The 22,100-nt window shown below is 63.4% G+C and carries 20 protein-coding genes, 1 tRNA gene and 1 other RNA gene; 15 read left to right on the top strand and 7 right to left on the bottom strand.

The genetic code is table 11. The features are described 5' to 3' along the window. Positions 1-93: 93 nt before the first annotated feature. Entirely contained in the window at positions 94-2,892 is a 2,799-nt protein-coding gene (gene aceE, locus QN084_RS00880) for a pyruvate dehydrogenase (acetyl-transferring), homodimeric type (RefSeq protein WP_285751750.1), read from the bottom strand. A 383-nt stretch (positions 2,893-3,275) separates the two neighbouring features. On the opposite strand from aceE, the gene QN084_RS00875 reads away from it, so the two are divergent. The 7 genes from QN084_RS00875 (at position 3,276) to QN084_RS00845 (ending at position 8,227) form a co-directional block, all read left to right on the top strand. Further along, positions 3,276-3,695 (top strand): DUF3052 domain-containing protein, encoded by a 420-nt coding sequence (locus QN084_RS00875; RefSeq protein WP_021474829.1) that lies wholly within the window; start codon positions 3,276-3,278, stop codon positions 3,693-3,695. Next, positions 3,692-4,186: a peroxiredoxin gene (locus QN084_RS00870; protein WP_062097019.1), complete on the top strand. Its 495-nt coding sequence runs from the start codon at positions 3,692-3,694 to the stop codon at positions 4,184-4,186. The genes QN084_RS00875 and QN084_RS00870 overlap by 4 nt, the downstream gene beginning before the upstream one ends. Positions 4,187-4,268: 82 nt before the next feature. Beyond that, on the top strand, positions 4,269-5,165 hold the full coding sequence (locus QN084_RS00865) for an NAD-dependent protein deacetylase (protein WP_256869849.1): 897 nt from the start codon (positions 4,269-4,271) through the stop codon (positions 5,163-5,165). 54 nt (positions 5,166-5,219) lie between these two features. Next, positions 5,220-5,295 (top strand) — tRNA-Val (locus QN084_RS00860). A gap of 93 nt (positions 5,296-5,388) precedes the next feature. After that, positions 5,389-5,679: a hypothetical protein gene (locus tag QN084_RS00855; RefSeq protein ID WP_062099226.1), complete on the top strand. Its 291-nt coding sequence runs from the start codon at positions 5,389-5,391 to the stop codon at positions 5,677-5,679. Between the two features lie 252 nt (positions 5,680-5,931). Beyond that, complete coding sequence (locus tag QN084_RS00850) at positions 5,932-6,726, top strand: IclR family transcriptional regulator (protein WP_021470736.1); 795 nt, start codon at positions 5,932-5,934, stop codon at positions 6,724-6,726. A 142-nt stretch (positions 6,727-6,868) separates the two neighbouring features. Next, positions 6,869-8,227 (top strand): MFS transporter, encoded by a 1,359-nt coding sequence (locus QN084_RS00845; RefSeq protein ID WP_069696364.1) that lies wholly within the window; start codon positions 6,869-6,871, stop codon positions 8,225-8,227. 271 nt (positions 8,228-8,498) lie between these two features. Here QN084_RS00845 and QN084_RS00840 read toward each other — a convergent pair whose 3' ends face one another. After that, entirely contained in the window at positions 8,499-9,566 is a 1,068-nt protein-coding gene (locus QN084_RS00840) for a D-2-hydroxyacid dehydrogenase (RefSeq protein WP_062097015.1), read from the bottom strand. A gap of 67 nt (positions 9,567-9,633) precedes the next feature. Here QN084_RS00840 and QN084_RS00835 point away from each other — a divergent pair, with 67 nt between their 5' ends. The 3 genes from QN084_RS00835 (at position 9,634) to QN084_RS00825 (ending at position 12,480) form a co-directional block, all read left to right on the top strand. Next, positions 9,634-10,593 carry an NAD(P)-dependent oxidoreductase gene (locus tag QN084_RS00835; protein ID WP_069696365.1) on the top strand — a complete coding sequence of 320 codons (960 nt, stop codon included), beginning with the start codon at positions 9,634-9,636 and terminating at the stop codon, positions 10,591-10,593. Positions 10,594-10,660: 67 nt separating this feature from the next. Further along, positions 10,661-11,431, top strand: a complete 771-nt coding sequence (locus QN084_RS00830) for an SDR family oxidoreductase (protein ID WP_021470732.1) — start codon at positions 10,661-10,663, stop codon at positions 11,429-11,431. Beyond that, complete coding sequence (locus QN084_RS00825; RefSeq protein ID WP_069696366.1) at positions 11,431-12,480, top strand: L-idonate 5-dehydrogenase; 1,050 nt, start codon at positions 11,431-11,433, stop codon at positions 12,478-12,480. The genes QN084_RS00830 and QN084_RS00825 overlap by 1 nt, the downstream gene beginning before the upstream one ends. On the opposite strand, the gene QN084_RS00820 is transcribed toward QN084_RS00825, so the two are convergent. Then, a complete protein-coding gene (locus QN084_RS00820) occupies positions 12,477-13,205 on the bottom strand; it encodes a FadR/GntR family transcriptional regulator (RefSeq protein ID WP_031215998.1) in 729 nt (242 codons plus the stop codon). The genes QN084_RS00825 and QN084_RS00820 overlap by 4 nt on opposite strands. 257 nt (positions 13,206-13,462) lie before the next feature. Between QN084_RS00820 and gnd the strand changes: the two genes are divergently transcribed. Beyond that, complete coding sequence (gene gnd, locus QN084_RS00815) at positions 13,463-14,899, top strand: NADP-dependent phosphogluconate dehydrogenase (RefSeq protein WP_021470729.1); 1,437 nt, start codon at positions 13,463-13,465, stop codon at positions 14,897-14,899. Positions 14,900-15,065: 166 nt separating this feature from the next. Here the strand turns inward: gnd and epsC are convergent, their stop codons facing one another. From epsC to msrA, 3 genes are all read right to left on the bottom strand, one after another. Next, a complete protein-coding gene (gene epsC, locus QN084_RS00810; RefSeq protein ID WP_021470728.1) occupies positions 15,066-15,650 on the bottom strand; it encodes a serine O-acetyltransferase EpsC in 585 nt (194 codons plus the stop codon). A gap of 41 nt (positions 15,651-15,691) precedes the next feature. Beyond that, entirely contained in the window at positions 15,692-16,627 is a 936-nt protein-coding gene (gene cysK, locus QN084_RS00805) for a cysteine synthase A (protein WP_021470727.1), read from the bottom strand. A 67-nt stretch (positions 16,628-16,694) separates the two neighbouring features. Next, positions 16,695-17,219: a peptide-methionine (S)-S-oxide reductase MsrA gene (gene msrA, locus QN084_RS00800; RefSeq protein WP_021470726.1), complete on the bottom strand. Its 525-nt coding sequence runs from the start codon at positions 17,217-17,219 to the stop codon at positions 16,695-16,697. Positions 17,220-17,355: 136 nt separating this feature from the next. Here msrA and QN084_RS00795 point away from each other — a divergent pair, with 136 nt between their 5' ends. Together QN084_RS00795 and QN084_RS00790 are read left to right on the top strand one after the other, a co-directional pair. Beyond that, positions 17,356-18,267 carry a Nif3-like dinuclear metal center hexameric protein gene (locus QN084_RS00795; protein ID WP_069696367.1) on the top strand — a complete coding sequence of 304 codons (912 nt, stop codon included), beginning with the start codon at positions 17,356-17,358 and terminating at the stop codon, positions 18,265-18,267. Between the two features lie 55 nt (positions 18,268-18,322). Further along, on the top strand, positions 18,323-19,060 hold the full coding sequence (locus QN084_RS00790) for a zinc ribbon domain-containing protein (RefSeq protein WP_069696368.1): 738 nt from the start codon (positions 18,323-18,325) through the stop codon (positions 19,058-19,060). Between the two features lie 4 nt (positions 19,061-19,064). On the opposite strand, the gene QN084_RS00785 is transcribed toward QN084_RS00790, so the two are convergent. After that, a complete protein-coding gene (locus QN084_RS00785) occupies positions 19,065-19,829 on the bottom strand; it encodes a YaaA family protein (RefSeq protein WP_021470723.1) in 765 nt (254 codons plus the stop codon). A gap of 57 nt (positions 19,830-19,886) precedes the next feature. On the opposite strand from QN084_RS00785, the gene rnpB reads away from it, so the two are divergent. Beyond that, an RNA gene (gene rnpB, locus QN084_RS00780) (RNase P RNA component class A) lies at positions 19,887-20,272 on the top strand. 350 nt (positions 20,273-20,622) lie between these two features. Continuing rightward, the gene (locus tag QN084_RS00775) at positions 20,623-22,074 is read left to right on the top strand and encodes a glyceraldehyde-3-phosphate dehydrogenase (protein WP_069696369.1); all 1,452 of its coding nucleotides are present in this window, start codon (positions 20,623-20,625) and stop codon (positions 22,072-22,074) included. The last annotated feature ends 26 nt before the right edge of the window (positions 22,075-22,100 follow it).

Raw genomic sequence — 22,100 nt, 5'->3', positions numbered from 1 at the left:
CCCGACGGCGGCCCCCACCTTCCGGTGGAAGCCGCCGTGCGGATTGTTGCCGGGCTTGGCCAGCCGGGGACTGGCCTGGGCCTTGGCGAAAGGTCAGGCCTCCCCGCCTGCGCCTCCGGTGGTGCCGGCGTTGACGTCAAGCAGCCGGTACTTCGCGATGGCCTTCTCCGTGGCGTCTTCTGCGACTTCGCCCTTGGCGGCGAGAAGTTGCAGGGTTTTGGTGACGATGGAGTGGGTGTCGTTTTTGAAGTAGCGGCGGGCGGCTTGGCGGGTGTCGGAGAAGCCGAAGCCGTCTGCTCCGAGGGAGGCGAAGTCGTTGGGGATGTATTGGCGGATTTGGTCGGGGATGGCTTTCATGTAGTCGGACACGGCGATGACGGGTCCGTTGTGGCCGTGGAGTTGTTTGGTGATGAAGGGGGTGGGTGTTTCCTGGCCGGGGTTGAGGAAGGCGTGTTCTTCGGCGGCGAGTCCGTCGCGTCGGAGTTCGTTCCAGGAGGTTACTGACCAGACGGCCGCGGCGACGCCCCAGTCCTCGTTGAGGATGCGGGCGGCTTCCAGGGCCCAGGGCACGGAGACGCCGGAGGCGAGGATTTGTGCGGTGGGCCGGTTGGTGTCCCCTTCGGGTGCGGGGGCGAGTTGGTAGATGCCTTTGAGGAGTCCGTTGATGTCCAGGTCGGCGGGTTCGGCCGGTTGGGTGATGGGCTCGTTGTAGACGGTGAGGTAGTACATGACGTTTTGATCTGACGCAGTTTTTATTCCTTGCGTGCTGTCATCGCCGTACATTTGTTCGAGTCCGTGGCGGATGATGTGGCCGATTTCGTAGCCGTAGGCGGGGTCGTAGGTGCGCACGGCGGGGTTGGTGGAGGCGAGCAGGGGGGAGTGTCCGTCGGCGTGTTGGAGTCCTTCGCCGGTGAGGGTGGTTCGTCCTGCGGTGGCGCCGATGATGAAGCCGCGGGTCATTTGGTCTGCTGCGGCCCAGAAGGAGTCTCCGGTGCGTTGGAAGCCGAACATGGAGTAGAAGACGTAGATCGGGACCAGGGGTTCGCCGTGGGTGGCGTAGGAGGTTCCGGCGGCGGTGAATGCTGCGACGGCTCCGGCTTCGTTGATGCCGGGGTGGATCAGTTGTCCGGCGGGGGATTCTTTGTAGGCCAGGACGAGGTCGCGGTCCACGGAGAGGTAGTTCTGGCCTTTGGGGTTGTAGATTTTCGCGGTCGGGAAGAACGCGTCCATGCCGAAGGTGCGTGATTCGTCCGGGACGACCGGGACGAGGCGGTGGCCGAAGTTTTTATCGCGCATGAGGTCTTTGAGCAGGCGCACGAAGGCCATGGTGGTCGCGGCTTGTTGTTTCCCGGATCCGCGTTTGGCGATGTCGTAGGATTTGGCTTCGGGCAGGGTCACGGGGGTGTGGCCGGGGCGGCGTTCGGGCAGGAATCCGCCCAGTGCTTTGCGGCGTTCCATGAGGTACTGGATTTCCGGGGCGTCCATGCCGGGGTGGTAGTACGGGGGCCGGTAGAGGTCCGCGTCGAGTTGTTCGTCGCTGATCGGGATGCGCAGGTGGTCACGGAAGGCTTTGAGGTCTTCCATGGTCAGTTTCTTCATTTGGTGGGTCGCGTTGCGGCCCTCGAAGTGCGGGCCCAGGCCGTAGCCCTTGACGGTTTTGGCCAGGATGACGGTGGGTTTGCCCTTGAACTCGGTCGCTGCCTTGTACGCGGCGTAGACCTTGCGGTAGTCATGGCCGCCGCGTTTGAGGTTCCAGATCTGTTCATCGCTCAGGTCCGCGACCATGTCCTTGGTCTGCGGGGTGCGGCCGAAGAAGTGTTCGCGGACGAACCCGCCGGATTCGGCCTTGTAGGTCTGGTAGTCCCCGTCGGCGGTTTCGTTCATGAGTTTGACCAGCGCACCGTCGTGGTCCGCTTCCAGGAGGGAGTCCCATTCCCGGCCCCAGACGACCTTGATCACGTTCCAGCCCGCGCCGCGGAAGAACGCTTCGAGTTCCTGCATGATCTTGCCGTTGCCGCGCACCGGCCCGTCCAGGCGCTGGAGGTTGCAGTTGATCACGAAGTTCAGGTTGTCCAGGTTCTCGTTCGCTGCCAGCTGCAGCAAACCCCGCGATTCGGGCTCGTCCATTTCCCCGTCACCAAGGAACGCCCAGACCTGCTGGTCGGAGGTGTCCTTGATCCCGCGGTTATGCAGGTACCGGTTGGACTGGGCCTGGTAGATCGCGTTCATCGGGCCGATACCCATCGACACGGTCGGGAATTCCCAGAACCCCGGCATCAGGCGCGGGTGCGGGTAGGAAGACAGGGCATGGCCTTCCTTGGACTTCTCCTGCCGGAACCCGTCCAGATCCTCCTCGCTCAACCGCCCTTCCATGAACGCACGCGCGTACATGCCCGGGGACGCGTGGCCCTGGAAGAACACCTGGTCCCCGCCCGAAGGATGGTCCTTGCCGCGGAAGAAGTGATTGAAACCCACCTCATACAACGTCGCCGCGCCCGCGTACGTGGAAATATGCCCGCCCACCCCGATATCGGAGCGCTGCGCCCGGTGAACCATCACCGCCGCGTTCCACCGCATATACGCCCGGTACCGGCGCTCGAACTCCTCATTACCCGGGAACTCAGCCTCCTGATCCACCGGAATCGTGTTCACGTAATCAGTAGTGGTCACCATCGGAACACCCACGCTCCGGGCACCGGCACGCTGGAGCAACGAACGCATAATGAACTGCGCACGCTCAGTACCCTGCTCAGCGATCAACGCATCAAGGGACTCAATCCACTCCGCAGTCTCTTCCGGATCACGATCAGGCAGCTGGGCAGTCAACCCGCTGAGGATGTGTGAGGTCTCTTCTCCTGCAGCCACGTCCAACCTTCCTTTAGGCGCATCCATCGGCGCCTCAGGTCCGGCAGGGTAACTGCCCGTCATGAACGCGTCGTGTGCGACATCTCGGTTTCAACAGCCCGGTCGGATGCGCCGGGCAGGTCTTGTGAGCGAATGGCTGTCCATAGTGGATTTCTTCGGGGCGGTCGCCCTGCAGCCAAAGCGCTCATGGCCACTCTAGCTTTCGCGGCGCCGGTATGCGTAGCCGCACCCGTTCACAGGCGTTGTATGTCACACCCGGACGTGTGGCATGGCCGGATACATGGAGTTTCCGCGCGGGCAAAAGCCCTCGGAGTAAGGTGGAAAGTGGCCGCCCGCAGCTGCGACGGCTTGAAGCGGGCGCCCAAAGGGTGTTGGCTTTAGTAATGGAAGTCACTTCAAAAGGAGGAAACGTGAGCGAGGCCGACGCCGCCACATCGGTAAATGTGGCGGAAAGATTGGGTTTCAAAGATGGGGATCTGATTCAGGAACGCGGCTATGACGACGACGTCGACTTCGACTTGCGTGACGATATCGAGGATTTCACCGGATCAGAACTCTTGGATGAAGACGATCATGACGTCGTCGATGCCGTGATTTTCTGGTGGCGCGACGGCGACGGTGACCTGGTGGATGCCCTGATGGACTCGCTCACCACTTTGAAGGAGGGCGGAGTGGTTTGGGTCCTGACGCCCAAGTCCGGCCGTCCCAATTACGTCTCCCCGGCCGATATCCAGGATGCAGCGCCCACGTCCGGGCTCCACCTGACAACCTCGGCCGGAGTTTCCAAGGACTGGAGTGCCACCCGGCTCGTGGCAAAGAAGAACAAGTGACGGAAGTACGCGAATCCCTCCCGGCGACCGTACCTGCGGCCGGGGAACCGGCGCCGGACTTCGAGTTGTCCAACCAATACGGCGAGCCCATCCGGTTGTCGGACTTCAGGGGCCGGAACGTGGTCCTGGTTTTCTATCCCTTTGCTTTCTCAGGAATCTGCACCGGTGAACTCTGTGAGCTCCGGGACAATATCGGGGCCTTTGACGACGCTGACGCTGCAGTGCTCGCCATCTCCGTGGACAGTAAGTTTTCCTTGCGCGCCTACGCCGAAAAAGAGGGCTACGGGTTTGATCTTCTGGCCGACTTCTGGCCCCACGGGGAAGTAGCCCGTCAGTATGGCGTTTTCGACGAAGACAGCGGGATGGCTCTTCGGGGAACGTTCATCATCGATGCAGATGGCATCGTCCGCTACGTGGTAGTCAACCCCCGGGGGCAAGCACGCGACCTCGAAGAATACCGTGCCGCGCTGTCTGCCTTGGCGGAGCAGTAGCAGTGCACCTCCCGGGCCGGCTGTGAGCAACGTGACGCCCGGCGTGGGCATGACAGGCTTCGCCAGCCAGGACCCCGCACTCATGGAAGCTTTGGAACCAGCCGAGGTTGCCGGGCTGCAAGAAGCGCATGGGGTCCTGGCAGGCAAGCGACTGGCTGTCCTCACCGGCGCAGGCCTCAGTACGGATTCCGGAATACCTGATTACAGGGGACCGGGATCGGCGCCAAGAAAGCCCATGACCTACCAGGAGTTCGTCCGCAGCGCGGCAAACCGCCGGCGGTACTGGGCCCGCAACCACATCGGATGGTCGCATCTGCGCCGCGCCAATCCGAACGTGGGCCATGCCGCTGTGGCAGCCATGGAACAGCGCGGCCTCCTGAGCGGACTCATTACGCAGAACGTCGACAGGCTCCACGAAGACGCAGGCAGCGTCAACGTGGTGGACCTCCATGGACGCTTCGACCAAGTCATCTGCCTGGAGCAGGGCCACACCTTTTCCAGGAAGTTGCTCGCCGCCATCCTCGAGGAGCTGAACCCGGGCTTTGTCCAGAAAGCCGTCGAGGCCGGCGTGGTGGAGATGGCTCCTGATGCGGATGCGACCGTGGAAGATCCGGAACTCATCACGTCCTTTGTGGTGGCCGTCTGTCCCGTCTGCGGGGCAACCCTCAAACCTGACTTTGTCTATTTCGGTGAAAACGTCCCCAAGGATCGTGTTCAGCGGGCTTATGGCATGGTTGACGACGCCGGCGCCCTTTTGGTGGCCGGATCGTCTCTAACCGTCATGAGCGGGCTGAGGTTCGTCCGCCATGCTGCCAAGGCGGGGAAGCCGGTGGTCATCATCAACAGGGGCATCACCCGTGGCGATGAGTTCGCAACGCTGAAGCTGGACCTGGGCGTCAGCGGAGCGTTGAGCTATTTGGCGGGGCACTTGCCCGATCTGGATCAAGCGGAACGTTCGATTGGTCATTCTGCCGGATGATCATGTAGAGTCGTTGTTCGTTGGTTGACGTGCTGAACGTACGGAACCAAGCAAGGGTCTTTAGCTCAGCTGGTAGAGCGCCACGTTTACACCGTGGATGTCATCGGTTCGATCCCGGTAGGACCCACCACATAAAACCCCCGGCATCTTCCCATTGGAAGAAGCCGGGGGTTTGTTTTTGCCGGCAGCAATCCTGTCAGTACCTGCCCCTAGTGTCCTCGGTATGGAGCACGTCTATATACGTAACACAGCTGACGGCACCCCCGAGTCGGTGGTGCGGGGAGCCAGGGAATGGCAGATAGCGGTCGAGCCCGTTCGCTGGTTTGAACGGGTGGCCTGGTGGGAGACCGCCAAGCGCATGCCTCGCGGGCAGGGCAGGGTGGACATTGAAGTGTGCCAGGTCCAGGTCCGCCTCGGTGGCAACCCGGGTTCGGCCCTGGCCACATGGGAACTCGTGCGCGACGGCGCCGGCGGAGGGTGGTGCATCAGGGAAGAAATGCACGCTGTCGCCTAAGGCAGGACCCGCTGTTTCCCTGGAAATGGCTGAGCTCTCCACCGCGACTATTGGGGGATGCCGCGGTGGAGAGCTCGAAAAAGAATATACAGCGAACTCCGGATGAATGGAAAGCAATCACGGCAATGGGCAGTTCTGTGTCTTTTGCCGGAACCGCCGGGACGGGAATCGTAGGTTCTCACTCTCCAAAACCCACTATGATGGGATCTGTTCAGCAGACTGAACAGCAGGATCCAACGACGAAGGAGAATCATGGCTGATTCCCGAACCGCCCGTTCAGAAGGGTTGGGAGCATCGTCGCCGGCTCCGGCCGTGACCCGGGCTGCCGCAGTGCTGGACGCCCTCGCCGGGTCCCCTTCGGGGAGACTGACCTTGAGTGACCTCGCCAGGGAGCTGGGGATTCCCAAATCTTCCACCTCGAATCTGCTGCTTGCCCTGGAAGAGGCGCGGCTTATCACCCGCCAAGGAGCCGATTTCGCGTTGGGGCGCAAGCTCGTTGAACTCGGCGCTGCGTATCTGAGCCGTCTTGATGAGGTCCAGGAGTTCTACAAGTACTGCGAGCAAGCGCCCACCCTCTCCGGGGAGACCGTGCGCATCGCCATGCTCGACGGTGACCACGTCATCTATCTGGCCCGCTATGAGGGCCACCCCGCTGTCCGGCTGACATCCAACATCGGCGACAAAATGCCCGTGTCCCTGTGCGGCGTGGGCAAGGCGCTGATTGCCCAACTCCACGACCACGACATTGAGGCCATGTTCCCGGACGGCATGGCACTGCCGGTCATGACGGCAAATTCCCTCAGGACGGCCGAGGAGCTAAAGGCCCAGATTGCGACCATACGGAAGCAAGGCTTCGCCTTCGAGGATGAGGAGTCGACCGTCGGCGTCGTTTGCCTGGCCGTGCCGGTGCCCACTCACGGCGCCCATGGACCCAGCCTTGGACTGTCGGTGACAGCACTGAAGGCCACTTATTCCGAAGAGCAGGGCGCGCTCATGGTCAAAGAGCTGAAAGAATTGGCCCGATCCCTGGGCAACCCTATGGGCTGACAAGCTCCGACCTGCAAATAAATCTGATTTCAATATTGGCATGTGATTCAACTCGCTGTACGCTGTTCAGTATAGTGACCTTGGCGGTTGAAGCCATCACTATCTCGCCGGGCCAACGGGGGCCTCGCGTGATGTTGAGGGAGTGCTTGTGATTACTCAAACCAATGCAAAGCTCGCAGCGGAGGCTGACGACGCGGTTGTAGAACCGGACCAGCTTCGAAGGGCAACGCTGGCCAGTTCCGTAGGTTCCGCTCTGGAGTACTACGACTTCTACATCTACGGCTTGGCTTCGGCCTTGATCTTCGGGCCGTTGTTCTTTGCTCCTCTGGGGCCGGACGGCGCCCTCATCGCGTCCTTCGCGACGTACGGCGTCGGATTCGCGGCGCGTCCCTTCGGCGGGCTGATCTTCGGCTTCATCGGTGACCGGTTCGGCCGGAAGATGGTACTGATCCTGACCATCGCCTTGATGGGCACCGCCAGCTTCGCCATCGGATTGCTCCCCACGTTCGAACAGGCGGGCATGCTGGGCGCAGTTCTGCTGGTGACCCTCCGGATCATCCAAGGCCTCGGTGCCGGCGCGGAGCAGGCCGGCGCAACGACGCTGATCTCGAAAGTGGCCCCGCGCCGCCGTCGTGGGTTCTTCGCTTCCCTGCCGTTCGTGGGTATCCAGCTCGGCACGCTCCTGGGCGCCGGCACGTTTGCCCTGATTGCCATGGCGGACACCTCGGTCCTTCAAGGCTGGCTGTGGCGCGTTCCCTTCCTGGCCAGCTTCATCCTGATCATCGTTGCGGTCTTCATTCGCCTTAAGCTCAAGGAAACTCCGGCTTTCCAGGAACTTGAGAAGCACAAGAACGTCGTCAAGAACCCCATCGGTGCGCTGTGGAAGCATTCCAAGAAGAACGTCCTGGTGGGCATCGGGCTCCGTATGGGAGAAAACGGCAACTCTTCCATCTACTCGGCCCTGCTGGTGTCGTTCATGAGCATGCCGGCCGGTGTTTTCGCGGGCAATAACTCCATTGGCCCTGTCGGCCTGCTGATTGCCGCAGGTTTCGCAGCCATCCTGGTGGTTACCTTCGGTGCTTTGTCCGACAGGTTCGGCCGTGTTCCGGTCTACCGTTACGGTGCCCTCTTCCAGGCGATCATTGCTGTTCCGGCCTTCTACCTGGTCACCCTGGGCAACGTCACGTTGGTATGGATTGTCATGGCAGTGGGCATCGCGATCGGCGTACAGTCCATGCTCGGCCCGCAGTGCCCCTTGCTTCCTGAGCTCTTTGGTTCGCAGTACCGGTTTACCGGCGTGGCCATGAGCCGGGAAATTTCCGCAGTCATCGCCGGCGGCATCGCCCCGCTGCTTGGAGCAGTATTGCTGGCGGCCACCAACCATTCGTGGCTGGTCCTTGCCATCTACTCGCTTGTCCTGGCGCTGATCTCCTTCGTCACCACCTTCTTCACCCCGGAGACGGTGGGACGCGACCTCGTCAGCACGGAGGACGCCAAGTAGGGCTGTAAACCCCTGAAAGGGCGGCTTCGCACGGCGAAGCCGCCCTTTCGCGTGTGCCATTGCTTTCCACGGGAGCCGGCCCACGCGTTCGCGGGAAAGCTGGCGTTCGCGGGCCCACGTGTTCGCCGGAAAGCTGCCGTGCGGCGCGAAGTTTCCCTGGGTGCCCGCAGAATTCCCGCGAACCCGCCGCGGGTGGGCCACACAGCAAAAGGCCCCAACCCCCGGCGGCCGGTTCAGTCCGGGGGTTGGAGCCTTTGTTGGTGGCGCGGGTTTAGTAGAAGTGCACCGGATCCACGAGGTGCGGGAGATCCTCCCCGTCGATGAACTTGCGGAGGTTGCTGCAGAAGCGTTCTGCAATGAGGCGGTTCTCGGCGGCGCTGAGTGCTGAGGTGTGCGGGGACACCAGCACCTTGGGGTGGCTCCAGAGCGGGCTGTCCCGGGGGAGCGGCTCAACAGCAAAAACGTCGAGGCAAGCATAGGAGACCTGCCCGTTGTTGAGGGCTTCGAGCAGCGCGTCCTCGTCCACTACCGTGCCGCGCCCAACGTTGACGAACACTGTCCCGGGCTTCATTGCGGAGAAGATCCCGGTGCTGAAAAGCTTCTCCGTGTAGGGGGTGCCGGGCAGGGTGTTGACCACGGCGTCGGCGTCGGCAACCAGGCCGGCGAGTCCGTCGTTGGTGGTGACCTCGTCGATTCCTTCAATGGCTTCGACATTGCGCTTGGTGCCGCTGACCTTCATGCCAAGGGCCCGTGCGATCCGTGCCGTCTCCATGCCGATCTCGCCGAGGCCTGCAATGACAACCTTGGAGCCATTGGCAAGCCTGGTGGGGGTCCGCAGCTCAGGCCACACCTTGGCAGCCTGGTCCTGGGCCAACTCAGCACTGCGCTTGAACCCGTTCAGGATGCCGAAAGCGGAGAATTCAGCGAGGGGGAGCGCGTGCACGCCCGCTGAGGTGGTGACGTGGAACTTCCGGAGGGTTTCGGGATCGAGGCCCGATGCCTTGACGGCGCCGCCTGCTCCCGCGGCCATGGCGTGGATCCATTGCAGGCGGGGGTTGCTTTCGGCGATCCTGGCCAGGCCCGCCGGGCTCTCGTTCGGGAAGCCGTACAGAACCTGGGCTTTGTTCAGCATCGACCAGTAGCGCTCGTCCTGCTCAGGGGTGCGCTCGAAGCGGGGGTCGCCGGCGTGGTCGGCCGGGAAACGCTCGGGGGGCAGCAGGTCCGGCTCGTAGAGGACGGTCACGGAAGGGTCAACAGCACGGATCTGCTCTACGTACTCAGCTTCGAGGGGCACAGCGATCGCGATGGTAAGTTCATCAGTCGTCATAGTGTTCATCATACTGAATGACGGCTAGGATATTGAACAGATTTCTCCGATATGACCACGAAGAAGTGAGGGCGAACCCATGAACAGCACCGGATCGGCTCCCGGCAGGCGGGCAGGCTTCATAGGCCTGGGCCTGATGGGGGCTCCGATGGCCGCGAACCTGGCTGCGGGCGGCTGGGACGTGACGGGATGGAACAGGTCCGAAGGCGCCTTCGACGCGGTTCCGGCCATTAAGCGCGCGGCCAGCGTCGGCGATCTGCGGGATGAGCCGGTCATCGTGTTCATGCTGCCTGACCTGCCCTTCATCGAGGACGCAGCCACTGGCCTGCTGTCCGCGTGGCGGGCCGTGCCCCCGGCAGCAGGTACCGCCGTCGTCATCATGAGCAGTGTCTCCCCGATCGAAGTCCGACGGTTCGGTGACACCGTGGCCGAGGCCAGTGCCGGGAAAGCCGTAGTGGTGGATGCGCCGGTCAGCGGCGGCACGGTGGGCTCGCAGCAGGGGACGCTCGCCATCATGGTGGGCGCATCCGAGGCGGACTTCGAGCGGCTTCACCCGCTTTTTTCGACCATGGGTTCCACGGTCCGGCGCATGGGCGGACTGGGATCCGGGTCGCTCGCCAAGGCGTGCAACCAGTTGATCGTGGGAAGTACGACGGCGGCACTCGCCGAGGCGGCGGAACTCGCCGAACACTCGGGCATGGATGTGGAAGCCCTGTTTGACGTCCTGTCCGGCGGCTTGGCGGGAAGCCGTGTCCTGGAGGTCGTTGGACCCCGCCTCGCAGCCAAGGACTACCACCCCACGGGTCCCGCTAAATTCATGCACAAGGACCTCGGCTTTGTCCTGGACAGCGCCCGGGCAGCCGGGACCGCTGTCCCTATCGCGACGGCCGCCACTGAGCTTTACGCCGAACTGAAGCGCCAAGGGCTGGGTGACCAGGACCTGGCCGTTGTCCGGCAAACCGTCGCCAACCTGGGCGCCATTCCCGCCTGGTCACCGCCGGCCGGGTCACCGGCCGCCGGGTCGCCGGCCAACAGCTAACAAATCCCATCCGACCGGCACGAACAAGCCCTTGCCGGACCCGAACACGAAGGAAATCAACATAACCATGAGTGGACTATTCGATCTGACCGGCCGCGTTGCGCTGGTCACCGGTTCAAGCCGGGGGATCGGCAACGCCCTCGCCCGGGGCCTTGCCGATGCCGGGGCGACGGTGGTGCTGAACGGAATCAACAGCGAGCGGCTTCAGGCTGCGCAGCAGGCAATGGCCGCCGATTACCCCGAAGGACGGGTCCAAAGCCGGGCTTTCGATGTCACCGACGCTGCCTCCGCCGCTGAGGGCGTGGACTGGGTCGAGAAGAACGTCGGCCCACTGGACATCCTGGTCAACAATGCCGGCATCCAGCACCGGGTTCCCATGCTCGACCTTGACGTCAAGGACTGGGAACGCGTCATCACCACCGACCTCACCAGCGCCTTCCTGGTGGGCCGTGAAGCTGCCCGGCACATGATCCCCAGGGGCAGCGGCAAGATCATCAACATCTGCTCGGTGCAGACCGACCTCGCCCGCCCCACCATCGCGCCCTATGTTGCGGCCAAAGGCGGCTTGCGGAACCTGACCCGCGCCATGACCGCGGAATGGGCAGCTTCCGGGCTGCAAATCAACGGCATTGCACCGGGATACATCCACACGGAAATGACCCAGAACCTGGTTGACGACCAAGACTTCAACTCGTGGATCCTGGGCAGGACGCCCGCCAACCGCTGGGGCACGGTGGCTGACCTCGCCGGACCCACTGTTTGGCTGGCGTCGCAGGCCTCCAACTTCGTCAACGGCCAGACGATCTTCGTCGACGGCGGAATGACGGTGGTGGTCTGATGGGCATCACGCTTCCAGCATCCGGACCCGCTGTGGTGGCCCACGGCAAGGGCGACCTGCGTATCGAAGACCTTCCGCTGACCCGCCCCGCACCCGACGAAGCGATTGTTGAGATCGCCTACGGGGGAATCTGCGGATCGGACCTGCACTACTGGCTTCATGGCGCAGCCGGTGAGTCCATCCTCAAGGAACCAATGGTCCTTGGCCACGAAATCGTCGGGGTCGTCCTCCAACAGGCGGCGGACGGCAGTGGTCCGGAAGCCGGCACGCCGGTGGCTGTCCACCCTGCCACTCCCGCCCCGGGTGACGTCCGGTATCCGGAGGACAGGCCGAACCTTTCTCCTGGCTGCACCTACCTGGGCAGTGCTGCGCGGTACCCGCACACTGACGGCGCCTTCAGCCGCTACTCGAACCTTCCGTCCAGGATGCTGCGGGCCTTGCCGGAAAACCTGGATCTCCGGACGGCCGCTCTCGTGGAACCGGTGAGCGTCGCCTGGCACGCCGTAGCGCGCGCCGGGGATGTTGCCGGGAAGGCTGCCCTGGTGATCGGCAGCGGGCCGATCGGCGCCTTGGCTGTTGCGGTGCTGAAGCGCAACGGCGCGTCGCGGATCGTCGCCGTCGACATGCATGACAAGCCTCTGGAGATAGCACGCGCGGTAGGCGCGGATGCGGTTCTGAAGGGCGACGACGCCGAGGCCATTGCCGCCGTCGACGCCGACATCGTCATCGAGTCCTCGGGCAGCCACTTCGGGCTGGCGTCGGCCATCAAGGGGGCCACCAGGGGAGGCAAGGTGGTGATGGTGGGCTTGCTGCCCTCAGGTCCCCAGCCGGTCTTCATTTCGTTGGCCATTACCCGGGAACTGGAACTGCTCGGTTCCTTCCGCTTCAACGACGAGATCGACGAGGTCATTACGGCGTTGGCCGACGGCTCGCTGGCCGTGGACCCCGTGGTTACGCACGAATTCGACCTCAACCACGGCCTCGAAGCGTTTGAGGTGGCAAAGAACTCGGAAGAGTCCGGGAAGGTACTGCTGAACTTCCGGGATTAGGTCCTGGCTACGGGAACGAACACGCGGGGCTGGCTTTCCCAGATGGGGGCCAGCTCCGCAATGGTGTGCCGCATGATCTGATCCGAGGCCTCCCGGGCCCGGGGGCCGTCTCCTGCATGGATCGCCTCGGCAACATCGATGTGCCATTGCAGGGCCTGTTGCTGCGGGTGCTCAGGCATCAGGCCGTGAACGGTGCGGCCGGTCAACGTTTCAGTAACCTGGCCGATCAAGTTGGCGAACATCTCGTTGCCTGAGCCGGACAGCACCAAGGCGTGGAACCGGATGTCCAGTTCCAGGAAGCGGGCGGTGTCCCCGGCGTCGCCCGCTTCCCGCATGGCAAGGGAGATGTCCATGAGCTCTTGCCGCAGGGCGTCCGGTGCGTTGCCGGCGGCCAGTTCGGCAGCTACGGGCTCGACGGCGGAGCGCAGCTCAGCCAGCGACCGCAACTGGGCGCCGCGGGCTTCGCCGGCCAGCCGCCAGCGGATCACCAGTGGATCGAAGGGGTTCCAGCGGTGGGCAGGCAGGACCCTGATGCCCACCCGCTTGATGGTTTCCACCAGTCCCAGCGATTGGAGTACCCGGACTGCTTCGCGCACGACGGAACGGGAGACATTCAGCTCTTCTTCCAAGTGCTCGGCCAGCATGACGTGGCCTGTGGGGAGGGTGCCACCCACGATCCGGGTTCCCAGATGCTCGACGGCGCGGTGGTGGAGGCTGGTTGACATAGTGGTAAGCATAGTGGCGCACACTCCGCCCGGAAGGCAGGCCGCCTGCTTCGGCCCTTTTCGGCACGTACGGCACGTTCGTGCCGCCCGCACCGGAAAGCCGCGTCATCTTAGACTGTTTTATGACGCGGCGCTGTCCCACAACGTGAGCCAGGCTACCGGCCCGCGAATTTAATACGTATGGTTTATTACAGCCCCTGTTAACGAAATCGCTTCCTGCTGCCTGCAGGACTATGCACGATCGAATTGGAGTTTTGATGTCAGCACACATCGGTGTCACCGGCCTCGCGGTGATGGGCGCCAACCTTGCCCGCAACCTTGCCCGCAACGGCTTCACCGTGGCACTCCACAACCGTTCCGTGGAGAAGACCGACGCGCTCCTTGAAAAGCACGGGTCAGAGGGCGATTTCATCCGCACGGAAACGCTGCAGGAGCTTGTCGACTCGCTGGAGAAGCCGCGCCGTGTCCTGATCATGGTCAAGGCCGGTGCCCCCGTGGACAACGTCATCGAACAGCTTGAGCCGCTGCTCGAAGCCGGCGACATCATCATCGACGCCGGTAACTCGCACTACGAGGACACCCGCCGCCGGGAAGCCGCGCTGGCCAAGAAGGACCTCCACTTTGTGGGCGTCGGTGTCTCCGGCGGCGAAGAAGGCGCGCTCAACGGCCCGTCCATCATGCCCGGCGGTTCCCGCGAGTCCTACGACGCGCTCGGCCCGCTGCTGGAAAAGATCTCCGCCAAGGTCGACGGCGAACCGTGCTGCGCCTGGATCGGCACCGACGGTGCAGGCCACTTCGTCAAGATGGTCCACAACGGCATCGAATACGCCGACATGCAGGTCATCGGCGAAGCCTTCGATCTCCTGCGCTCTGGTGCAGGCATCGAACCGGCCGAACAGGCCAAGATCTTCGCTGAATGGAACAAGGGCGATTTGTCCTCCTTCCTGATTGAAATCTCCGCCGAGGTCCTTGGCCACGTGGACGCCAAGACCGGCAAGCCTTTCGTGGATGTTGTGGTTGACGCCGCAGGCCAGAAGGGCACCGGCCGCTGGACTGTTATCTCCGCACTCGAGCTGGGCTCGCCGGTGTCCGGCATCGCCGAGTCCGTCTTCGCCCGCGCACTGTCCTCGCAGGCTGAACAGCGCAAGCTGGGCCAGGAGCTGCTGGAAGGGGCGGAAGCCGCCGTCGAAATCCCCGAGACGTTCGTCGAGGATGTCCGCCAGGCGCTGTACGCTTCCAAGCTGGTTTCCTACGCCCAGGGCCTGGACATGCTGACCTCTGCCGCCAAGGAATACGGTTGGGACCTGAAGCTGGACGAGATCGCCTCGTTGTGGCGCGCAGGCTGCATCATCCGCGCTGAACTGCTCAAGGACATCACCAACGCCTACGCCGCCGAGGAAAAGCCCGCCAACCTGCTCTTCGCGCCGGCTTTCACCAAGGCCATCGCTGAGGCACTGCCGGCATGGCGCCGCGTTGTGGCCACCGCCGTTCAGCTGGGTATCCCGGTACCGGTCTTCTCCTCCTCCCTGGCCTACTACGACGGCCTGCGCCGCAAGCGCGTCGCCGCTGCCCTGATCCAGGGCCAGCGCGACCTCTTCGGTGCCCACACCTACGGCCGCGTCGACGCCGAGGGCACGTTCCACACGCTGTGGGGCGAGGACAAGTCCGAAATCTCGGCAGTGGACACCCACTAACCACGTTCAACGCAAAGGCCGGTTCCTCCCGCACACACCGGGAGGAACCGGCCTTTGCCGTCCCAGGGCGCATCGATCTCCCGGGCCGTGAAGGCACAAACGCCCCGGGATCCCTGCCGTGGGGCGAGGGATCCCGGGGCGCCGGGATTCTTCCGGACCGTGCTTGCTAGATCCGGTATTCGATGTAGTACTCGGCGGGGTCCACCGCCGGCTTGGTCTCCGACCTTGCATCCCTGTGCCGCCACGTGGCGGGGATGCCGGTGATGATGGACTCCGGGGGAGCGTTCTTCACCACCACGGCGTTGGCGCCGATGGCGCTGTCCGCACCGATCGTGATGGGACCCAGCACCTTTGCCCCCGCGCCGATGGTGACCCGGTCACCGATGGTCGGGTGCCGCTTGACCTTGGCCAGTGAACGGCCGCCCAACGTTACCCCATGGTAGATCATGACGTCGTCACCGATCTCAGAGGTCTCTCCGATCACCACCCCCATGCCGTGGTCAATGAAGAAACGGCGCCCGATCGTGGCACCGGGATGGATCTCGATACCGGTCATGAACCGGGCCAGCTGTGATATCAGCCGGGCAGGAAAACGGAGGGCCGGATTCTGCCACAGCTTGTGCGTCAGCCGGTGGGCCCAAATGGCGTGCAGGCCGGAGTAGGCGAAAAAGTTCTCAAAAGAACCTCGAGCCGCCGGGTCGTGGGACCGGGCGGCGTCGAGGTCTTCCTTAAGCCTTGCGAAGAAACTCACAAAGACCTTTCTACAGGAACGGGGTGGGTGCGGGCGAAGGATCAGCCGCGGATATCGTCAAACAGCACGGTGGAGATGTAACGTTCGCCGAAGTCGCAGACCACAGCCACAATCAGCTTGCCGGCGTTTTCGGGGCGCTTGGCCAGTTCCAGTGCGCCCCACACGATCGCGCCGGAGGAGATGCCGCCCAGGATGCCTTCGCGGGCACCGAGTTCGCGGGCAACACGGACGGAATCTTCGAGCGTGGCGTCGAGCACCTCGTCGTAGACGTTGGTGTCCAGGATTTCGGGAACGAAGTTCGCTCCAAGGCCCTGGATCTTGTGCGGGCCCGGGGCGCCGCCGTTCAGGATGGGGGAGTCCTTGGGTTCGACGGCCACGATCTGGACGCCGGGCTTGCGTTCCTTCAGGACCTGTCCGACGCCGGTGATGGTGCCGCCGGTGCCGACGCCCGCAACGAAGATGTCCACTTCGCCGTCGGTATCTGCCCAGACTTCCTCGGCCGTGGTGTCACGGTGCACCTGGGGGTTGGCCTCGTTGGCGAACTGGCGTGCCCAAATGGAGTTCTCGGTGTTGGCTACGATTTCCTGGGCCTTCTCCACCGCACCGCGCATGCCTTCGGAACCCGGGGTGAGGACGATTTCGGCGCCGTAGGCGCGGAGCATGACGCGACGTTCCGTGGACATGGTCTCCGGCATGGTGAGGATGACCTTGTAGCCGCGGGCTGCGCCCACCAAAGCAAGGGCGATGCCCGTGTTTCCGGAGGTTCCTTCGACGATGGTGCCGCCGGGCTTCAGGGCACCGGACTTCTCGGCGGCGTCGATGATGGCCACGCCGATGCGGTCCTTGACGCTGTTGGCCGGGTTGTAGAACTCCAGCTTGACCGCAACAGTGGCGTCAAGTCCTTCGGTAAGGCGGTTCAACCGGACAAGCGGGGTGCGTCCGACCAACTGGGTGACGTCGTCGTAGATCCTTGCCATGAAAATGTATGCCTATCTCTGAAGAGGGATTGCTGAGGTCAGCCTAACCAGCGGGGCGGAAACCCCGCTAAGCAATTAGCCATGCGGAGTAATATTTCCTGGCCTTGGCCAGCTTCGGGTTAATAATCACCTGGCAGTAGCCCTGGTTCGGGAATTTTGCGTAGTAGTTCTGGTGGATATCTTCTGCATCGTAGAAATGACCCAGCCTGGTCACTTCCGTAACAATCGGATTCGACCACAATGCCTGGGCGCGCTCAATGGCTTCCTCGAAAAGGATCTTCTCCTCTGTGGTGGTGTAGAACATCGAGGAGCGGTACTGCGTGCCCACGTCGTAGCCCTGGCGGTTCAACGTGGTGGGGTCGTGCAGGGCGAAGAACATGTCGAGGATGACCTCTTCCGGAACCGAGGCTTCGTCAAAGGTCACCGCCACCACCTCGGCATGCCCGGTGGTTCCGGAGCACACCTCGTAGTAGTCGGGATCGGGCAGATGGCCGCCTGTATAGCCGGAGACAACCGAGCTGACACCGCGGGTCTTTTGGTAAACGGCATCAAGGCACCAGAAGCAGCCGCCGCCAAGTACGAAAGTTTTCATGATCTCTTCAATGGCTCGCAGGGCGTGATGATTCCCGCAACACCTTACGGGACGGTGACGGAATCGAGCAGCCTTCCTGAACTTTGGCCCGTGGCCGGACCCTGACCGATCCGGCTGCGTAGGTAAGAATAAGAGCATGGAAGCAGTAGACACCGCCCTTTCCAACGGGGACACCGGCGATGAAGCCGGCACGATCGACGCGAACGGGGAACCGACCCTGGGCCAGGTCCTGCTGGCAGTGGAGGAACTCTGGCCCGAATCCCTCGCGGAGGACTGGGACGAGGTGGGGCTGGTTGTTGGCCGCCCCGATGTTCCGGTCACCAAAGTCCTCTTCGCTGTTGACCCCACCCTGGATGTCATTGATGAAGCGATCGAATGGGGCGCCGAACTCCTCATAACCCATCACCCGCTGTTGCTCAAAGGGGTGAACTCCGTGGCTGCCACCTCGGCCAAGGGCCTGGCCGTGCACCGCCTCATTGAAGCCGGAACGGGACTGCTCACCGTGCACACCAACGGGGACTCGGCGGTAGGGGGAGTCTCCGACGTCCTTGCCGATGCCATGGGGCTGGACAACGTTACGCCATTGGCCACCGCGGCCAACGGCTTGCCGGAGGAAGGGATCGGCCGGGTAGGCGACCTCCCCGAGCTCATGACACTCGGCGACTTCGCCGCCAGGGTTTTCGGGATGCTGCCGGCGGTGGCCGGCGGTGTGCGCGTGGCAGGGGACAAAGACGGCTTGGTGCGCAGGGTTGCCGTCTGCGGCGGGGCAGGTGACAGCCTGTTCGACGCCGTCCGCGCCAACCACGCCGACGTCTACGTGACCGCGGACATGCGCCACCACCCTGCCTCTGAAGCCCGCGAAGGTGCGGTGAACGGCAGGCCTTACCTCATTGACGTGTCGCACTTCGCCAGCGAATGGCTGTGGCTTCCCGTCGCGGCCGAAGCGCTTGGCAACGTGCTCATGGACCAGGGCTTCGACGTCGAGATCCGCGTCAGCAGCACCAACAGCGATCCCTGGGACTTCATCCTGACTCCCGGCGGGGACTAGAGTCTAGGAACATACGGGCAAACCGTAGGGAAAGCACAGACCAGCGGAGGTAAGCGTGGCGAAAGCAGCACCGGCAGAACAACTGAAATTGCTTGATCTGCAGGGACTAGACGCCAAGCTGAAGTCGTTGGCCGGGCGCCGGAAGGTCCTGGAGACGGATTCCCGGATCGTGGACCTGACTGATGCCCTCACCGTGGCCAACGGCGAACTCGGTGCGGCCAAGCTGGCCGTGCACGACGCCGAAGCGGAGCTGCGCCGCGCGGAAGCTGACGTGGAGCAGGTGGTTTCACGGATTGACAGGGACGAGGCCCGGCTCAACAGCGGAACAGGACTTTCCAAGGACTTGGTTGCGCTGCAGAACGATATCGCCTCCCTCAACAAGCGCCGCTCGGACCTGGAAGACATCGAGCTGGAGATCCTTGAACGCCTGGACGGACTGCGGGAACGGCAGGCAGCGCAACAGGCGATCGTGGACGACATCCAAGGATCTTTTGGTGCCATCAGGGCCGAGCTTGATGAGGCCATCGCGGAGGTTGCCGCGGAAGAGGCGGTTGTCCGCGGACAACGGGCAGCTTTTGCGGAGACCCTGGACCCCGCCATGCTCGCGATCTACGAAAAGACCATTGCCAAGCGCGGCGTAGGTGCGGCCCGGCTCTTCCACGGCAAGTCCGAGGGGTCCGGCATGACACTCAGCCCCGGCGACCTCGCAGAAGTGAAAGCAGCCGCCGAGGACGAGATCGTCTTCTGCCCGGATTCGGGATGCATCCTGGTCCGGTCCGCCGAGTGGAACTAGTCGACTAGCCCCTCAGAATGATGTTGAGCGCGTGCGGTTTGCGTGCAGTGCCCTCAACAAGTTCGGCGGTCCACGCCTCCTGGGTGGCTTTGAGGAGCTGAACAGGTGTGGCCGGTGTTTTTCCGCGACGTGTCAGCAGGTGCCTGGCCAGTTCGCCGCGCGTGTGCTTGGCGAAGTGGCTTACCACGGTCCTCTTGCCGTTGGCCTCCGTGAACACGTTGACAGAGACGGTCTGCGCCGGCGGGGGAGCCCAGGCTGCCGCGTAGGTGCTGGAGCGGCAGTCCACCAGCAGTTCCCCCTCGGTGCGGCCGGCGAGGGCGGCCGTCAGTTGGGGTTTCCAGTAGGAGGCGAGGCGTCCGACGTCGGGCAGTGCGGTTCCCATGGACAGCCGGTAGGCGGGCACATGGTCGCCAAAGCCAATGGCGCCCCACAGGGCGGAGACCACCAGGATGGACTCCGTTGCCTTCCGTCGCTGGGTCGGTGTCATGGTGCCAAAGCCCAATGCGTCATACAGCACGCCCGAATAGACCTGGTGGGCAGGCGCCGCCGGTTCGGCGTGCAGCCGGGTATTGCGTTCGACGTCGTCCCGCAAGGAGGCGCCGACGCCCAGCAAGGCGAGGGCGTCCTCGTGGGCGCTGACCGTTCCCAATGCGTCCAGCACCTTGGCCCGGTAAGGGTTCAGTTCCGGGAAGCTCAACGCCTCCCAATCAATGGCAGGGCCTTTGGCAGCGGGGGTCTTGCCTTCGGAAGGCGGCAGGAGAATCAGCACCCGTCGATATTACCGGTGACTGGGCGGGCGCCTGACGCCGGTAGACTGAAGGGCGGATGGGTTGGCCAGGCGGTCGCGCGCCACGCAAGTGGCTCGAGGAACGTCCGGGCTCCGCAGAGCAGGGTGGTGGGTAACGCCCACTCGGGGTAACCCGCAGGCCAGTGCCACAGAGAACAGACCGCCCGCGTTCTGGTGCCCGCACCAAGCGCAGGTAAGGGTGAAACGGTGGTGTAAGAGACCACCAGCTCCCCGGGTGACCGGGGAGGCTAGGTAAACCCCACCCGGAGCAAGGCCAGACAGGACACGTTCGAGGGCTGCTCGCCCGAGTGTCCGGGTAGGCTGCTGGAGGGCGTCGGCAACGGCGTTCGTAGATGGATGGCCGCCACTCCTCTGCCGGCAACGGCAGGGGATGACAGAACCCGGCGTATCGGCCAACCCATCCACTCTCTCCCTGCACTTCCTGCAGCGGTGGCTGCACCTTTTCGGTTGTGCCTGCCCTGCTTTCCGATTGTGACGCCGCTGTGAGTGATTTCACGCCCCTCGGCGAGGAAGTGGCGCCTGTGGCGCCCTAGAATGGTTAGCGAACGTAGAGGTTCTGCCGCTGGTCTGCGTTCGCAGCCGGCGGATTTTCTTTGCTCTCGTTCAAGGCGCTGCGGGTGGACCGAAGCCTGCGGCGCATGTGCCGCAGGACTACTCCGGGCGGCCGACGCCATCTGCATACGAGGACGTATGTGGTTGACCCAAGGAAGGTAGTTCTGTGAGCCAGACGTCAGATTCTTGTCTTGATAAGTGGATGGGCCGGGAGGCCCTCGCCGAAGCCATGATTCCGGTGATCGGCCGGCTGTACCGGGAAAACAACGTGGTCACCAGCATCCACGGCCGTAGCCTGATCAACAAGTCCACCATGAACATCCTGAAGGCCCACCGCTTCGCGCGTCGGATGAGCAACACTGAGCTGCAGTTGGAAGAGACTGCACCGCTGCTGAATGCACTGGCTGAGCTGGAGCTCGGCGCGGCAGCAATCGACATCGCACGCCTCACCGAGAAATACCGTGCCGAAGGTGAAGGTGCGTCCCTGGACGCTTTCCTCCGTACCGAACTGGCGGACATCGTCGGCAAGCGCGGCGCTGACAACCGCACCAGCACGGACGTCGTACTCTACGGTTTCGGGCGCATCGGCCGCCTCCTGGCACGCATCCTGATCGAGAAGGCCGGGGGTGGCCACGGCTTGCGCCTGCGCGCCATCGTGGTCCGCAAGGGCGCGGACAACGACCTCGTCAAGCGTGCCAGCCTGTTGCGCCGCGACTCGGTCCACGGTTCCTTCGAGGGCACGATCCGCGTGGACGAGGAAGCCAACACGATCACCGCCAACGGTGTCCAGATCCAGGTCATCTACTCGGACAACCCCGCCACGGTGGACTACACGGCCTACGGCATCAAGGATGCCCTGGTAGTGGACAACACCGGCCGCTGGCGCGACGCCGAGGGACTGTCCCAGCACCTGCAGAGCAAGGGTGTGGCCCGCGTGCTCCTGACTGCTCCGGGCAAGGGCAACCTGAAGAACATCGTGCACGGCATCAACCAGGGCGACATCACTGACGAAGACAAGATCGTCACCGCCGCTTCCTGCACCACCAACGCCATCACTCCGGTCCTGAAGGCCATCAACGACAAATTCGGCATCGTCCACGGCCACGTTGAGACGGTGCACTCCTTCACCAACGACCAGAACCTGATCGACAACTTCCACAAGGGCGACCGCCGCGGACGTTCCGCCGCGCTCAACATGGTCATCACGGAAACGGGTGCTGCCAAGGCCGTCGCCAAGGCCCTCCCGGAGCTGCAGGGCAAGCTGACGGGCAACGCCATCCGCGTTCCTACCCCGGACGTGTCCATGGCTATCCTGAACCTCAACCTCTCCACGAGCACCACGCGCGACGAGGTCAACGACTACCTCCGCGAGATGTCGCTGCACTCCCAGCTGCGGAAGCAGATCGACTACATCGACTCCCCGGACGTCGTTTCCACGGACTTCGTTGGTTCCCGCCGTGCGGGCATCGTTGACGGGCTTGCCACCATCTCCACCGACAAGAACCTCGTTCTTTACGTCTGGTACGACAACGAATTCGGGTACTCCTGCCAGGTGGTACGCGTGATGGAAGAGATTGCAGGGGTCAACCCGCCGTCGTTCCCTGCGCGTGACGTGGTCGCTCCCATTGCGGTGCTTGAGGCAGCCAACGCCTAAGCATCGGTACTTAGACAGGGGTTTCC

This window comes from Paenarthrobacter sp. R1 (genome assembly GCF_030264015.1).
In the GTDB taxonomy this organism is placed as follows: Bacteria; Actinomycetota; Actinomycetes; order Actinomycetales; family Micrococcaceae; genus Arthrobacter; species Arthrobacter ureafaciens.
Note: the sequence above shows the minus strand (reverse complement) of the source record. Positions and strands in the feature narration are given on the sequence as shown.

Coding starts and splice junctions, on each gene's coding strand:
- aceE (WP_285751750.1), bottom strand. CDS start 2,892: ATGGATGCGCCTAAAGGAAGGTTGGACGTGGCTGCAGGAGAAGAGACC.
- QN084_RS00865 (WP_256869849.1), top strand. CDS start 4,269: ATGGAAGCTTTGGAACCAGCCGAGGTTGCCGGGCTGCAAGAAGCGCAT.
- QN084_RS00855 (WP_062099226.1), top strand. CDS start 5,389: ATGGAGCACGTCTATATACGTAACACAGCTGACGGCACCCCCGAGTCG.
- QN084_RS00850 (WP_021470736.1), top strand. CDS start 5,932: ATGGCTGATTCCCGAACCGCCCGTTCAGAAGGGTTGGGAGCATCGTCG.
- QN084_RS00840 (WP_062097015.1), bottom strand. CDS start 9,566: ATGATGAACACTATGACGACTGATGAACTTACCATCGCGATCGCTGTG.
- QN084_RS00835 (WP_069696365.1), top strand. CDS start 9,634: ATGAACAGCACCGGATCGGCTCCCGGCAGGCGGGCAGGCTTCATAGGC.
- QN084_RS00830 (WP_021470732.1), top strand. CDS start 10,661: ATGAGTGGACTATTCGATCTGACCGGCCGCGTTGCGCTGGTCACCGGT.
- QN084_RS00825 (WP_069696366.1), top strand. CDS start 11,431: ATGGGCATCACGCTTCCAGCATCCGGACCCGCTGTGGTGGCCCACGGC.
- QN084_RS00820 (WP_031215998.1), bottom strand. CDS start 13,205: ATGTCAACCAGCCTCCACCACCGCGCCGTCGAGCATCTGGGAACCCGG.
- gnd (WP_021470729.1), top strand. CDS start 13,463: ATGTCAGCACACATCGGTGTCACCGGCCTCGCGGTGATGGGCGCCAAC.
- cysK (WP_021470727.1), bottom strand. CDS start 16,627: ATGGCAAGGATCTACGACGACGTCACCCAGTTGGTCGGACGCACCCCG.
- msrA (WP_021470726.1), bottom strand. CDS start 17,219: ATGAAAACTTTCGTACTTGGCGGCGGCTGCTTCTGGTGCCTTGATGCC.
- QN084_RS00795 (WP_069696367.1), top strand. CDS start 17,356: ATGGAAGCAGTAGACACCGCCCTTTCCAACGGGGACACCGGCGATGAA.
- QN084_RS00775 (WP_069696369.1), top strand. CDS start 20,623: ATGGGCCGGGAGGCCCTCGCCGAAGCCATGATTCCGGTGATCGGCCGG.